We start from the raw sequence: 13,705 nt of genomic DNA, 5'->3' as shown, positions 1-13,705 counted from the left end.
AGCGGATGGCTGGCCGGGATCCGCTCCTCGATCGAGACGTAGGAGAACAAGGAGCCGCTGCGCTCCTGCTGACCTCGCATCAAACCTGCGGCAGTTGCCCCATTTTCGCAGAGGTGGCGGGGTTTTTCAGCAAACTCTTAGGGGAATTCCGGCTGCCTGAGCCTCGTCATCTGCGCGCCATGGATCCGATTTCCAGCCTGGTCTTCCTCTCCAGCGGCCTGTTCCTCGGCTGGTCCCTGGGTGCCAACGATGCCTCCAACGTCTTCGGATCAGCGGTGGCCAGCCGCATGGTGCGCTTTTCCACGGCCGCCTTCCTCTGCAGCCTCTTCGTGGTGGTTGGTGCCATCACTGCCGGCACCGGTGCCACCGACGGCCTGGGGCAGCTGGGCGAGGTCAATGCCCTGGCCGGAGGCTTCACCACCGCCCTGGCGGCGGCGATCACGGTATTCTGGATGACCCGGCTGGGTCTGCCGGTGTCCAGCACGCAGGCGGTGGTGGGGGCAATCGTCGGCTGGAACTGGTTCAGCGGCTCAATCACCGATCTGGCCCAGCTGGCGCGGATCGTGGCCACCTGGGTGTTCTGTCCGGTACTGGCGGGGTTGTTCGCGGCGCTCCTCCAGATGGGCGCCGTCGCCTTGATCCGCTGGCGCCGGCCCCACCTGCTGCGTCTCGACGCCAACCTGCGCACGGGCTTGATCATCGCTGGCATCTTCGGTTCCTACAGCCTGGGTGCCAACAACATCGGCAATGTCATGGGGGTGTTCACCGATTCCTCCCCCTTCCACGCTGTAGTGCTTCCGGGCGGCATGGTTGTCAGCAGCGTGCAGCAGTTGTTTCTGCTGGGCGGATGTGCGATTGCGGTGGGTGTGTACACCTATTCCCGCAAGGTGATGCTCACCGTGGGCGGCAGCCTCATGACCCTCTCCCCCCTAGGGGCCCTGGTGGTGGTGCTGGCCAACTCCCTGGTGCTGTTCCTGTTCTCCTCCACCGTCCTCTCCCAGTCCCTGGTGCACTGGGGCCTGCCGCCGATTCCACTGATCCCGGTCTCCAGCTCCCAGGCCGTGGTGGGTGCCGTGATCGGCCTCGGCCTGCTGCAGGGCGGGCGTGGGGTGCGCCAGATCCGCTGGGGGGTGTTGGCGCGGATCGCCTCCGGCTGGGTCACCACGCCGCTGAGTGCCGCCCTGATCGGTTTCCTGCTGCTGTTTGTGGTGCAGAACGTGTTCAACCAGCAGGTGTTCCGACCAGTGGCGTACCAGCTCAGCCCGCCGGTGCTCGAGCACCTTGCCGCCCAGGGAGTGCCGGTGGCTGCCCTGCGGCCCCAGTCTCTGCCGGTGACCTCGGCGGTGGCATTTCGCCGGCAGTTGCGGCAGCAGAGTCGGCTGGATCCGACCGACTCTGCTGCCGTGCTCCAGGCTGCCGAGATCCTGCCGCTCAGCCTGGAGGAGCAGCAGATCCGCCGGCTGGACCGCCAGCGCCTCAGCACTGCGCAACTGGAGGCGATCCGGCGTCTGGAAGGGCGCCGCTTCCGACACGCCTGGCAGTTCGAGGAAGCCCTGGCCCGGGAGAGTCCCGCATGGGCAGCAGGGGGCGAGAATTCCGCCCTCCGCAAGGCGCAGATCGCCTACCTGGAGCGGGTGTTCCGGCTGCCGGAGCCGTCAGCCCCCACGCCCTGAGTGCTGCTGGAGTTCAGAAGAAGCCTGAATCCGACACCGGCGTCCCCCCAAGCACCGCGATCGACTGCTCCTGGAAGCTGCGGAACAGATCCTGGCTTTCCTTCCAGCCGGTGAGGGAGGGCGTGGCCGTCGCCAGCTGGTTGAGCTCAGCGAACCGATCCAGGCTGGGTTGGAATCCCTGGCCGAAGGCCCCCAGCACGTTGGCGTTGGACCCCCACTGCAGCACGTTCCACTGGGCGGCGTTGGAGATCAGGGCCACCCGGTAGCGGTCGTCGCCGCCGGTGCTGCGCAGAATCGCCAGCGGCAGCAACGCCGGGGACAGGCCCGCCGCCACCGCCTCCCGCCAGACGCGTTGCTCGCCCTCCCGTGCCTCGCGGCCGTAGAGGGTGCGGATGGTGATGCTGGTGATCTGTTCGGTGCTGAGACTCTCGAAGCTGCCGCCGTAGTGGGCGGTGGTCTGGGCGCCGGTGAGGGGATCGGCGAGGAAGCCCTGCACCAGTCCTCGCGGATTGGCACCCTGAGCCAGCTGGGCCGCCAGTTGCGCCGTGGTGCCCGGCAGGGGCAGGGAGCCGCCGTAGGTGAGGGCCACCAGGTTGGCCAGGTTGTTGCGTTCCTGCGTCTGCTCCAGGCCGTAGGTCCCCTTCAGCACCCCGGGATCGAAACCCGGACCGCCGCCCGCCTGGCCGGTGATCGGATCCTTCTCCTCTCGCGCCTGGGAGCCGGTGGGTTCGCTCAGCAGCACGCCACTGAGGTCGCCCTCGTTCACCACCTCCAGTCCCTCAAGGTCCACCACCAGCTGCTGACTGGTGCCGAGCAGTTTGCGCGAATCGCTGTCAATGCCGTTGGCGCCATTGCCCTGGGCCACCAGCAGCCGGTCATCGAGCAGCAGGCCGCCGTTGCCAAGGGCGGAGCTCAGGATCGGCGTGGAGGCGTCCACGGTTTCGGGCAGGCGGTCGAGGCCCACCAGGTGCAGCGGCAGCAGGTCGCCCGAGAGGTTGGTCACCCGGTCGTCGTAGGCGCCGCTCTGGCCGCCGCCATGGACATGGCCATCAGATGTGCTGGGTTCGGAGGTGGCGATGAAATGGCCGGCATGCAGCTGCAGGGTGAGCTGCTGGCGGCCCCGGGCCGAATCGGTGGTGATCAGCAGGTTCTCCAGCGCCGACTGGCCGAAGCTGTTGAAGCCGGAGGTGAGGTTGAGCGAGCGCAGATCCTTCAGGGAGGCATCGTGGATCACCGCATCGGCCAGCAGATTCTCGTTCGGCAGATAGCCGCCCTCGAGCTGTCCGGTCTGATAGAGGAGCGTGAAGGCGGCGCCATCGAGCAGCGACACCCGGATTCCCTCGGGGATGGCATAGGCGATCGCGAAATCGTTGAAGTTGTCGAGGTTGAAATCGCCCACCACGAAGCCCACCTGCTCGTCGCTGAGATCCGCGAGGGGCTCAAGGGCGGAGGCATGATCGTGCAGCGCTTCCTCCATGCCTGCGTCCATGCCGCCGGCCATGCCTGCAGCCATGGCGGCGCCGCCGGGATCCATGGCTTCGTCGTGGTGGCTGAGGAAATCCCAGGGATCGAAGCCGAATTCCTCGCTCCAGTCGCGGCCGCCGTTGCCGCTGGCCCAGGCCTTGATGCGGAAATCATGGAGTGACACCACCCCTTTCTCGGTGGCAGTAGTGAAGCCACCGGTAACCAGATCCCGCTGCCCGTTTCCGCTGAAATCCTCTGCGTAGGCCCAGGGGGCCAGATCCGTGGCGTAGGGCTTCAGGGTGGAGAGCACCTTGGTGCGGTTGCGTTCCAGCAGCCGCCGGCCGTCCACGATCCGCACCCGGCCGTCGCCCTCGGAGGCCAGCACCACATCCTGGATGAAGTCGTTGGACACATCGCCGGCCTGGCCCCGCTGCAGGGTGACATCGGCGCCGGTCTGGAGCTTGAGTTCGAAGGGCCGGTAGCCCTGGGCCTGGTGGATGGTGAGAACCTGCTCCTTGCCACCCGAACTCGGCAGGGTGCGATCCGCCAGCCCCTCGGCGGGCAGCAGCCAGCTGGAATCGGTGTTCTCCACCACCATCACCGCCTGCATCATGCCGGCGTCTTCGTGGGGAAGGATGTGGCAGTGGAAGACATAGGTGCCCAGGTAATCCTGGAACAGCATCCGCACCGTCTCGTCGTTGGCGCCGAAGGTGGCCAGGTTTCCCACCTGGTTGGGGTCCAAGGCCTGGGGAATGGAATGGAACTGGCCCTTGTAGGGCGCTGACTCCACGATCTTGCCGGTGTCGGTGTCGAAATAGCGGAAGCCCGTGGTGTTGAGCGAGGTCACATCCTCGAGGTTGCGCTTGTCGCTCAGTTCGGTGTCGCTGTCGAGAACCTGATAGTCGTTGATGTGGATATGGAAGGGGTGGCCAACGTACGATTCAGGCGCAAAGACACTCCAGTTGCGCAGGGTCCATTCCTCGATCGTTCCCAGCTGTGCAATCGTAAGATTGCCGTTCGGAAATACATGATCATTGATCAGCAAGGGGAACTCGTAGCCCAGCCAGTTCTCCACCCCCGCTGAACCAATCGGCAGCCCTTCGTAGCTCTGGTACACCTCTCCCGTGGCGGCCGTGTAGGCCGCCAGCTGCTGTTGGGTGGCGGCGTCGTATTCCTCCGGCGGACCCACCAGGGTGCCCACGGAAAAACTGAACATCCGCTGCCGCACCGGTTCCCACAGGGGCTGGCCGTCTTGATCGGTGGCATAGAGATTGATCGACGGCACCGCGTTCGGGTTGTAGTCCGCCTGGCGGCTGTCGGGCGTGATCTCCTGCACCGCGATGCCGGCGTTGGCGGCGGCGATCTGCTGCTGCTGCTGCGCAAGCGACAGCTCCGCCACCGGAGGATTCACCGTGAGCACGGCCAGGGGGCCGGCGGCGGCGGTGGGCAGATCCAGCCCCGTGTTCGAGGAGGTCAGCGAGGGATAGCTGATCAGGCCACCCACCTCAAAGACGGCTTCGCCTCCGGCCGCGTCCGTCTGGCGGAAGGTGTCGGTGGAGGCGATCTCGGTGCGGCCTTGGGGCAGATACACCAGCACATCCAGCCGTTTGCCCGGGGGCAGGGAGAGCAGATTGCTCTGCTGGAGGTACTGGGTGGCATCCCCCTGGCCCGTGGCCCCCAGGGCCCCCACCGCCTCGCGGATCTGGGGGTACTGGTGGCCATCCTCGCCGTAGAGGAAGAGCGGCAGGGCCTCTCCCAGCTGGGCATCGCCGCCGGGGGGCGTGTGCAGGAAAGAGATGTTGTAGAAGTCGGCGTTGGATTGATTGCTGAAGCTGAACGCTTGCCAGCCGCCGGCTCCGGCATCGCGATTGGGCTGGAATTCCCCGTTCACCGTCGCCATCGTCAGACGGTTCAACGGACTCGAGGGGCCGAAGCCGCCATCGAAGCCCGCCAGTTGCAGGGTGCCGCTGGAGGGATCCACGGCGAGGTCGAGATTCTTGATCACCGCCAGGTTGCGGGGCACCTCCGAGAAGGCGGGCACTTTGCTGAGCGGATCACCGAGCTGCAGGAATCCCGAGAGTCCCCCGTACACCTGCTGGTTCACGGAGGGGTGGTAGTGGGGGTGATACCAATAGCTGCCCTGGCCATGATCGTCGGGCAAGTCAATCTCCGTCGTCCAGCTCTGGCCCGTGGTGTAGCGGGCAATCACGTTGTCGCCGAAGCCGGCGGGCGTGGTGTGGGAACCGTGCAGGTGATAGTTGATCGAGCTGGTGCCGCCGAGCCCGGAGCTGCTGGAGAGGCCGTAGGTGCTGTTCTCCACCAGGGTGGCCTGCTGGTTTTGCTCCTCGCTCAGGCCGGGAACCGCGATCTGGTTGCTGAAATTCAGCCGCAGATCCGAGTTGGGCTGCACCATCAACACCGGACCTGGATAGCTGCTTCCCAGGCCGGTGCCATCGGCTGCCAGGCGCTGGTAGGTGTAAAGAAAACTGGGATACCAGAGGTCGGGTGATGGAACGGCCTCTGGATCATTCAATGCGGCGAGATTCTGCAGCAGGGTAGCTTGATCAAATGTTGAGAGAATCTGCTCACTGCCGCCATAGTTTTTCCACAGGGATTCGGGATCGTAGTTGGCACGATCACTGACCGCCGCAAACACGGCATCGTCCGTGGAACCGGGCGAGTTCCAGAAGGCATCATTCGTATTGGCATTCTCCGCTCCCGGCCCCTTGTAGCCGAGCAGCAGCAGACCCGTCATCGACTGGTTGCGCGGCTGGCCGGTCCAGCTCTTAAGAACGCTGTTGCGATATTGATTGAAGATCGAGGCCGCCTGCTCGGGCTGGGTGGCGAACAGCTGCGGCAGATAGAACTGCAGGATGAAGCGACTCACCCCCGGCACCGTGATCGGATCGGTGGTGACCGCCAGGGAGGTGTTCAGCCGGCCCCGGGCCGGCCCGCCAGCCAGCTGATTCACGACCCCGGTGCTGGGGTCGAAGACGAGATTATCGGCGGTGATCAGGTTGGGCGATCCATCCGGAAGCAGCGGATACAGACCGCCGACGACGTAATGAAATGAGGAACTCGCCATGGTGCCTTTCGGGCCGGATGGGGGGGATGGCTTGAACGCTAAGGAGCAGCTTTGGTCCTGTCAGGGGCACGATCGAGGCCTGCAACGCCCTGTGATCTGTTCCCATGCATGCGCGCTCTCTGACAGCGCGTTCACCCCTTGGGTCCCACCTGGATCAGCAGCGCACCCCGCCGCCGATCTCGGTCTGCAGCTCCACCACCACCTCCGCTTCCACCCAGGCGAGCAGCCGTGTCTCCACGGCCTCGAGGCTCTCGCCGAAGAAGCTCTCCTGGTGGCAGAGCGCCGCGACCGTGTTGGTGCCGTTGCAGCCGCTGAGCAAACGGGCCTCCGCAGCGGGGAGGCCAAGCACCTCGGGTACGCCGCCCCTGCCGATCTGAATCAGATACCAGCCCGGTCCATCGGTCCGCACCGGCAGGCACTCCAGGGGAGCATCGGCAGCGATCGCCAGCCACAACTCCGCCAGGGCGTAGCCGGTGAGGGCCAGACGGGCGCCCCGCTGCAGCCGCGGCCGCCCCCAGCGATGGTTGCGTTCCCGGAACTGTCGCCGCAGGCCCTCCACGCCGGGGCCATCGCGGGGCGGGGCCAATGAAGCCCAGGAGAGGCGCCAATCGAGCATCGCCACCTCCAGGACCGCCTGCCGAGCCTCCATGCCCTGTCCCGCGGTTCGCTGCAGCAGGCCCTCAAGTTCCCCCTCCGGCAATGAGGAAAGGAAGCCGATACATTCATAGGCCAACTGCTGGGCATTGATCGGTTCCCCGGGGCTGAACGCATAGAAGCGCTCCAGCAATTGGTCGAGTCCGTCGGCCCCCAGCAGCCAGCGGCAACCTCCGAAGATGCCATGGAGCGGATCCACGGTGCGGGCCATGGCCCGCTTGAGGTAGAGCTCGATCACCTCCCTGGCATCACCCCCGAAGCCCGCAGCCGGCCGCACCTGCTCCAGCAGCCACGGGGTGGGCTGGCTGTGGAGGCTGCGCAGGAATTGTTGCTGCAAGTGCAGCAGTTGTCTGGATGTCATCGCACGGACTGGCAGGTGTGCAGTCTCTGGCGCACCAGCTCCACTTCCTCCAGGGTGCGCGCCAGGGGTGGAACGTCGTTTTCCCACTCCAGCAAGGTGGGGTGGGGACCGATCAGCTCCAGGGCCACGTCATACAGCTGCCAGACTTCGGGGTGCACGGCTTCGCGGTGATAGTCGATGTAGACGGTGCCGTGGGGGTGAGCTTCGGAGCTGCAGCCAGCCAGGTGGTAGGAGCCAACCCGATCAGGGGAATAGCTCCGCAGGACCGTGGTGGGATCCTCGGCGAAGTTCATCGCATTGGCCCAGAGATTGTTCAGATCCAACAGGATGAAGGCACCCGTTCTGGCTGCGGCTGCATTGATGAACTCCGGCTCCTCCATCGTGGAAGCTTCAAAGCGCATGTAGCTGCTGATATTTTCGATGTGCAGGGGCTGATCAATCGCTTCCTGCACCTGATCGATCCTGTCGCACAGGTGATCGAGGCTCTCTTGCGAGTAGATCAGCGGCAGCAGGTCATGGAAGTGATGGTGCGAGAGCGAACTCCACGACACATGGTCGGAGAAGAAGGCCTCCGGATGCTCCCGCAGCAGATCGCGCACCACCTGGAGATAGCGGCTCTGCAGAGGGGCGACGGACCCGAGCGAGAGGCCGAAGCCATGCAGGGTCACCGGATAGTGGGCTCTCAGGGCGTCGAGCTGCTGGCGGTAGACGCCACCGGGTTCGCCGAGCAGATGTTCCGGGTGGATCTGCAGGAAGTCGAGTTGCGGCAGCTGCTCAGCGAGCTCGTAAGCGTTCTCGTGGCAGAGGTTCAGACCGGCTGACCGGGGCGGGAGCAAGGCATCAGGACCACTGCAACGACCCTAGAGTCCTCTCCCTCGCACCGCAAGGTGGGCCTGGGGCTGTTGCTCGTCGGGTCAGAGCACCTGGCCCAACATCACGGCGGCCACGGCCGAGAAGAGGGTGATGCCGAGGGCGGTCAGCGGATTCTGGCCCTGGGCCACCGCCACGCTGGTCACCACACCGGCGCCGAGGCAGGCCACGGCGAGCTGAGTGACGACTTCGCTGCGGGAGCGGGGGGTAGGGCTGGGAATCACGGCAAACCTGTGGTTGGGCAGACCGTAGGGGCCCCAACCCGGGCAACTCCGGCTCCAGCCCCCGCTTGTTACCCGGCGTCGGGGTTCGTTACCCCCCGCAATCATTCCTGTTGCGGTTTTGTTGCGAAGGGGCTTCAAGCCTCTGCGCCCAGAGAGGCAGGCCTGGCTCGCCCTGCACTGGCCCATTGCTTCAGCTGCTCCAGTTGCTCCCGGGCGGTTCGTGACAGCGGCACCACCTGCGAGGCGGCGGCGATCAGGTCTGATTCGCCGAAATCCCGTTGTTCGCCGAAGGCCAGATGCATCGCCTCGATCACCGTCTGCTCGAGCTCGGCACCGGAAAATCCAGCCGTGCGATCCACCACCACCTCCATGGCAATGGTGTGATCCGGCCGCCGCCGGCGCAGCTGCAGATCGAGGATCGCCTTCCGTTCACTGCGGCTGGGCAGATCCAGCAGGAAGATCTCATCGAAGCGTCCCTTGCGCAACAGTTCACCTGGCAGCCGTTCCACCGCGTTGGCGGTGGCCACCACGAACACCGCACTGGTCTTTTCGGCCATCCAGGTGAGCAGGCTGGCCAGAACCCGCTGGCTGGTGCCGCCGTCGCTGCGGCCATCGCCGCCGAAGCCCTTGTCGATCTCATCGATCCAGAGCACGCAGGGGGCCATCGCCTCGGCCCACTGAATCATGTCGCGGGTGCGGGCCTCGCTGGCACCCACCAGCCCGGCGAACAGCCGGCCGACATCGAGGCGCAGCAGCGGCATGCTCCAGCCGTGGGCGATCGCCTTGGCGGTGAGGGATTTGCCCGTGCCCTGCGGACCCACCAGCAGCACCCCCCGCGGCAGGGGCAGCCCATAGCGCTGCGCCTCCTCGCTGAAGGCGCTGTGGCGTTGTTCCAGCCAGCGTTTGAGGGCATCCAGTCCACCAATATCGGCCGGGGTGGCCTCGGTGGGGCAGTACTCCAGCAGGGCGCTGCGGGCGATCGCCTGCCGCTTCTCCTCGAGCACCTCGTTCAGGTCGTCGAGGCCGAGCTGGCCGCGGCGGGCCAGGGCACGGGCAGCCAGCTGCCGTACCCGCTGTTCGCTGAGGCCATGGCAGGCGGCGGTGAGTTGCTCGAGCACCTCAGAAGCCAGCGGCGCGCCGCTGGCTCGGGCGATCGAACCCAGCAATCGCGAGATCTCGGCGGCATCGGGCAGGGGCAGATCCAGCACCGTGATGCTGTCCTCCAACTCCCGTGGCAAGGTCCAGTCCGGGGCGCTGATCACCAGGGTCTGGGGCACCTGGCGCAGCTGGCTGTCCAGGTTGCGCAGCCGCCGGCAGATGCCCGCGTCCTCGGCGTAGCGGTGAAAGTCCTTGAGCAACAGGATGGCCCCCTGGTCCGGTCCAAGGCCGGTGAAAGCATCCAGGGCCGCCATCGGATTGCGTGCCGCTTCACCGAGGCGGTTGGGGGCCCCGCTGAGGCCACCGATGAAATCCCACTCCAGCAGGGTGCGCCCGCCCAGGAGATCGGCCACCTGTCCCAGCAGGGCCACGACCCGCTCCTCTTCGAGGCTGCGGATCCAGAGGATGGGCGTACGGGCCCGGATCAGCAGATCCAGCTGGTCGACCAGAGTGGGGGGCATGGGGCCGGAGATGGTGTCGGATCCGGGCAGAAGGGTGTGAGGGCCTCTCCTCAGTCAGGAGGCTGAATCCCCTGCAGGGCAGCCCAACGGGGATCAACGGCGCGATCACCATCTCCCAAGTGCGGGGGGCCCGGACAGGCGCTGCCGCAGTGATTGACTAGGGGCAGACGCAGGTGCAACTGCTCGAAGACCCATCGCTGCGGATCAAAGCTGCCGCGAGGATCCAGCTGCTCCCCCAGATCGTCGGGATCGAGCTCCAGCACTTCGCTGTCCTCGGGAAGGGTGTCGCCCAGCCAGAGCAATTCCTGGGTGGATGCCTGCAGCGGATGGTTGTAGTGCTGCAGGCAGCGGTCGCAGCAGAGGGTCACGATCGTCTGCACCTCCCCGTCAACCTGCAGCACGTTGCCGCGATGGACCGCCGAGACGACGCCGCGAACGGGCGTGAGGCTCTCCAGATCGTCGATGTGTTGATCAACCTGCCAGCTGCGGCCGGCATCCAGCAGCTTCAGTTCGGCGACCGGTACCGACTGCAGCGGGTCGCCGGAACTGGGCTGGTCAGCGGCTCGCATCAGCCTGGCCTCACTTCTTGCCCTTCGGCTCGAAGGGAAGCCGTCCAGCAGCTCCGGCCGTGGCCGTGGCCGTGGCGGTCACGGTCTGCTGGCTGATCTGCTGATCAAGGATTGCCTGCAGGTTGTCAGGCAGGGCCTCACGGGTGAGCAGGTAGGTCTGCAGGGCCTGGAACACGTTCGCCACCACCATGTAGAGCAGCACCCCGGCCGGCAGCGGGAAGAACAGGAACATCGCCGTGATCATCACCGGCGTGATCTTGTTGGCCGTGGCCTGCTGCGGGTTGGGGGGCATCCCCATGCCCGAGAGAATCTGGGAGATGAACAGGGAGGCACCGAAGGCCCCCACCAGGATGGCAATGTCCCAGTTGACGCTGCCATCTGTGTAGAAGCCCACCTGGCCGAGCGCCTTGATGAACAGGAAACCGCTGCGGGCAGCCAGGCCGGGAATCTTGGCCTCGACCACCGCATCGCCTTCGCTGAGGGCCTTGATGGTGCCGTCCGGACCCACCTGGACCACGCCCTCACCCTTGGTCACGCTCCAGCTGGGGGAGAAGGCCTCACCGTTCTCAACGCCCGAAAGCACCGAGGCGAAGCTCTCGCCGGTCTTGGTGTGGAGCTGCACCGTTGCGGCATCACCCACTCCCAGACGATTGCCCCCCTCGAGGCTGGCGATCACCGGCACGTGGCTGGTGGTTGTGACGAAGATCGAATGGCTGGCGCTGTTGAACGGCTTGGGCTCCACCGCCGCGATCTGGTCGGCCGGAAGAACTTTGAGGTTGATCGTGTAGGGAACGTCTGCAAACGGTGAGCCCCGCAGGGTGGCGAACAGGGCGAACAGGATCGGCATCTGCACCAGCAGGGGCAGACAACCCGCCAGGGGGCTGCCGAACTCCTTCATGAGCTTGCCCAACTCCTCCTGCTGCTTCTGGGGGTTGCTGGCGTGGCGGCTCTTGATCTCGGCCTGCCGCTTCTGCATCACCGGCTGGGCGATGCGCATCCGCCGCGCATTGCGGATCGAGCCTGCACTGAGGGGGAAGAGGGCCAGGCGGATGACCACCGTGAGGGCAATGATGGCCAGGCCATAGCTCGGCACCAATCCGTAGAAGAAATCGAGGATCGGGAGGAGCAGGTTGTCGGAGATGTAGCCGATCACGGCGGGGGAGGCTCGGGGGTGACGGGACAGAGGGCTCAGTGTGCCCGAAAGCTGGACCAGATGGCCGGGGTGGGCCGTGACTAGGCGCTCAGGGCATCACCGCTGCCGAAGCCCTGGCTGGTGGCCGGCTTCCTGCCGCCGCCGCCCTTGGCCTGGCGGCGCTCCTCGATGTACGCCTCCACTTCGCGGTAGCGGGGCACCGAGCGCATTTCCAGCTTGGAGCCATCGGTGAGCACCAGCACCATGTCGCCCCAGAAGCCAAGGCCACGGGCGACGCTGCGCACCTCGCGGATCTGGCTGTAGACCACCTGGGTGCGATCGCGGCCCAGCCAGCCTCCGGTCACGGAAATCCTGCGGCTGGTGATGCGGTAACGCAGCCACAGCGCGCGCACAACGGCTCCAACGGCGAACGGTAGGCCGATCAGGGTGAGGCCGAACAGCAGATTCACGACCAGGTCGCCCCGGGCGGGCCCGCCTTCATAAAAGACGGATTCCTCGATCGTCGTACCAGGCATGGCGGGCTTGGGCACTGCAGCGGCTGGTGCAGGGGCCGCTTGAGCGGAGGCCGGGGAGGCGGAGGTCTTGTCGTCTGCCGTCATGCGATGAGGCCTGCCTTCAGCAACAGCTCACGGCATTCTCCCAGCAGGAGCTCCCCCGGCCGCTCAGCGCTGCCCGGCTTGACGCTGAGCAGCAGCCAGAGGTTGCGCTGCAGCCCCGGGGATGCCACTGCAGGTGGGGCAGCTGCGAGGGCGTTCAGCAGCTGGCCATGCAGCAGACGCCGGATGCGATTGCGCCGCACGGCCCGCTTGCTGACCTTGCTGCTCACCACAATTCCGCAGCGCCAGGCAGAAGCGGGCTGGAGCCGCTGGGGAAGGGGCAGCAACTCCGGCCTGGCTTCGATCAGGCGAAGCAACAAAAAAGGGCCATGAATTTTGCGGCCCTTCTGGTACAGGAGATCGAAGGCGCGGTGCCCTTTGAGGCGGTGCTGGCAGGGCAGGGCCATCCGGGGGGGTTGAAACAGCCGGCGCGGGCCGGGATCAGACCGCCAGACGGGCGCGGCCGCGGCGGCGGCGGGTGCGGATCACACGGCGGCCGGTGTGGCTGCGCATCCGCACCCGGAAGCCGGAGACCCGCTTGCGCTTACGGCTGGTGCCTTCGAGAGTGCGCTTGGTCATGGCAGCCGATCAGCTCCTCTGGATCACGTCGATCCGCCAACTTATCAAACGGCCTCGAGCCCCCTGCCCCTGGCCTCAGTTGGTGGGGTCGATCTGGATCAGCCAGCTGCCGAGGTACCCCGAGATCGGCACGTCCCCAGGCGCCTGGGCAAGGGCGTTGAACTGATACATGCCGATGTTGTAGGGATTGAAGATGTTCATGTACACCCCGATCGTGCCCTGATCGGAAACGGGGGTGTCCGGGAAGATCTCAATCGCTTTGCCGTTCTCGGAGATCTCAATCGTGGCAGGGATCTGCTTCTCGCAGCGGGTGCGCGAGAGCATGCCGCCCTCCTTCATCTCGCAGAGTTTGATGCGCTTGGGATCAAACTTGACGTCGAAGCTCTCCGGAATTGAGATGCTCAGCTTCAGGATCGCTGTCTTGCGGTCCTTGGGCCGCAGCAGCAGGTAGTACTCAGAGCGCTTGAGGCGATGGGTGTCGGTGATGAAGTAGTAGAGCTTGCGGTAATCGCGGTTGTTCTCCCAACGGAACTCCATCAGGCTCGGGGTTCCCTGGGCCAGGGCCGGCAGCTGCGGGGCCAGAACGGCGCTCAGCACCCCCCCGAGGGCCAATCCTCCCAGCGCCAGGCCGGCCAACACAGATCTGCCCAGGACCGACCGGCCCGCAGCGGCGGCAGTGAGGGGAGCGGGCAGAGGCAGGGCGCCGCGACGTGAGCGGCGCAAGGGCAAGCGATCGAGGGCGCGGCCGGCGGAAGCCGCCAGGGCCAGGAGGCTCCGAGGACGAGACATGGAGGGAGTGGGGTGTGGGTGAGATGGTCTGATTCTCGGCAGAGCCGATCGGCGCGCGGCCACTGCGGT

General features: G+C 66.0%; 12 protein-coding genes. 1 reads left to right on the top strand and 11 read right to left on the bottom strand.

The features are described 5' to 3' along the window. Window positions 1–179 precede the first annotated feature (179 nt). On the top strand, window positions 180–1,673 hold the full coding sequence (locus KQ310_RS11830; protein WP_259721918.1) for an inorganic phosphate transporter: 1,494 nt from the start codon (window positions 180–182) through the stop codon (window positions 1,671–1,673). Window positions 1,674–1,686: 13 nt separating this feature from the next. On the opposite strand, the gene KQ310_RS11825 is transcribed toward KQ310_RS11830, so the two are convergent. The 11 genes from KQ310_RS11825 to KQ310_RS15885 all read right to left on the bottom strand — a co-directional run bounded on the left by KQ310_RS11825 (window position 1,687) and on the right by KQ310_RS15885 (window position 13,636). Next, window positions 1,687–6,222, bottom strand: a complete 4,536-nt coding sequence (locus KQ310_RS11825) for a multicopper oxidase family protein (RefSeq protein WP_259721919.1) — start codon at window positions 6,220–6,222, stop codon at window positions 1,687–1,689. 154 nt (window positions 6,223–6,376) lie between these two features. Further along, a complete protein-coding gene (locus tag KQ310_RS11820; RefSeq protein WP_259721920.1) occupies window positions 6,377–7,237 on the bottom strand; it encodes a putative DNA-binding domain-containing protein in 861 nt (286 codons plus the stop codon). Then, window positions 7,234–8,073 (bottom strand): DUF692 domain-containing protein, encoded by an 840-nt coding sequence (locus tag KQ310_RS11815; protein ID WP_259721921.1) that lies wholly within the window; start codon window positions 8,071–8,073, stop codon window positions 7,234–7,236. The genes KQ310_RS11820 and KQ310_RS11815 overlap by 4 nt, the downstream gene beginning before the upstream one ends. Before the next feature lie 78 nt (window positions 8,074–8,151). Continuing rightward, the gene (locus KQ310_RS11810) at window positions 8,152–8,331 is read right to left on the bottom strand and encodes a hypothetical protein (protein ID WP_259721922.1); all 180 of its coding nucleotides are present in this window, start codon (window positions 8,329–8,331) and stop codon (window positions 8,152–8,154) included. 134 nt (window positions 8,332–8,465) lie between these two features. After that, window positions 8,466–9,950, bottom strand: coding sequence for an AAA family ATPase (locus KQ310_RS11805; RefSeq protein ID WP_259721923.1), 1,485 nt, complete (start codon window positions 9,948–9,950; stop codon window positions 8,466–8,468). A gap of 50 nt (window positions 9,951–10,000) precedes the next feature. After that, on the bottom strand, window positions 10,001–10,519 hold the full coding sequence (locus tag KQ310_RS11800; protein ID WP_259721924.1) for a DUF177 domain-containing protein: 519 nt from the start codon (window positions 10,517–10,519) through the stop codon (window positions 10,001–10,003). 10 nt (window positions 10,520–10,529) lie between these two features. Then, window positions 10,530–11,672, bottom strand: a complete 1,143-nt coding sequence (yidC, locus tag KQ310_RS11795) for a membrane protein insertase YidC (protein WP_259721925.1) — start codon at window positions 11,670–11,672, stop codon at window positions 10,530–10,532. Between the two features lie 80 nt (window positions 11,673–11,752). Next, entirely contained in the window at window positions 11,753–12,187 is a 435-nt protein-coding gene (locus tag KQ310_RS11790) for a PH domain-containing protein (RefSeq protein ID WP_259721932.1), read from the bottom strand. 80 nt (window positions 12,188–12,267) lie between these two features. After that, on the bottom strand, window positions 12,268–12,675 hold the full coding sequence (gene rnpA, locus KQ310_RS11785; RefSeq protein ID WP_259721926.1) for a ribonuclease P protein component: 408 nt from the start codon (window positions 12,673–12,675) through the stop codon (window positions 12,268–12,270). Window positions 12,676–12,709: 34 nt separating this feature from the next. After that, window positions 12,710–12,847: a 50S ribosomal protein L34 gene (gene rpmH, locus KQ310_RS11780; protein ID WP_006170261.1), complete on the bottom strand. Its 138-nt coding sequence runs from the start codon at window positions 12,845–12,847 to the stop codon at window positions 12,710–12,712. A gap of 75 nt (window positions 12,848–12,922) precedes the next feature. Beyond that, window positions 12,923–13,636: a DUF2808 domain-containing protein gene (locus KQ310_RS15885; protein ID WP_311134733.1), complete on the bottom strand. Its 714-nt coding sequence runs from the start codon at window positions 13,634–13,636 to the stop codon at window positions 12,923–12,925. Window positions 13,637–13,705 lie beyond the last annotated feature (69 nt).

It is taken from the genome of Synechococcus sp. CS-1328, from assembly GCF_025128095.1.
Classification (GTDB): Bacteria; Cyanobacteriota; Cyanobacteriia; order PCC-6307; family Cyanobiaceae; genus CBW1002.
This window is presented reverse-complemented; position numbering and strand designations above follow the sequence as displayed.

Coding starts and splice junctions, on each gene's coding strand:
- KQ310_RS11825 (WP_259721919.1), bottom strand. CDS start 6,222: ATGGCGAGTTCCTCATTTCATTACGTCGTCGGCGGTCTGTATCCGCTG.
- KQ310_RS11805 (WP_259721923.1), bottom strand. CDS start 9,950: ATGCCCCCCACTCTGGTCGACCAGCTGGATCTGCTGATCCGGGCCCGT.
- KQ310_RS15885 (WP_311134733.1), bottom strand. CDS start 13,636: ATGTCTCGTCCTCGGAGCCTCCTGGCCCTGGCGGCTTCCGCCGGCCGC.
- KQ310_RS11830 (WP_259721918.1), top strand. CDS start 180: ATGGATCCGATTTCCAGCCTGGTCTTCCTCTCCAGCGGCCTGTTCCTC.
- KQ310_RS11790 (WP_259721932.1), bottom strand. CDS start 12,187: ATGCCTGGTACGACGATCGAGGAATCCGTCTTTTATGAAGGCGGGCCC.
- rnpA (WP_259721926.1), bottom strand. CDS start 12,675: ATGGCCCTGCCCTGCCAGCACCGCCTCAAAGGGCACCGCGCCTTCGAT.
- KQ310_RS11800 (WP_259721924.1), bottom strand. CDS start 10,519: ATGCGAGCCGCTGACCAGCCCAGTTCCGGCGACCCGCTGCAGTCGGTA.
- rpmH (WP_006170261.1), bottom strand. CDS start 12,847: ATGACCAAGCGCACTCTCGAAGGCACCAGCCGTAAGCGCAAGCGGGTC.
- KQ310_RS11820 (WP_259721920.1), bottom strand. CDS start 7,237: ATGACATCCAGACAACTGCTGCACTTGCAGCAACAATTCCTGCGCAGC.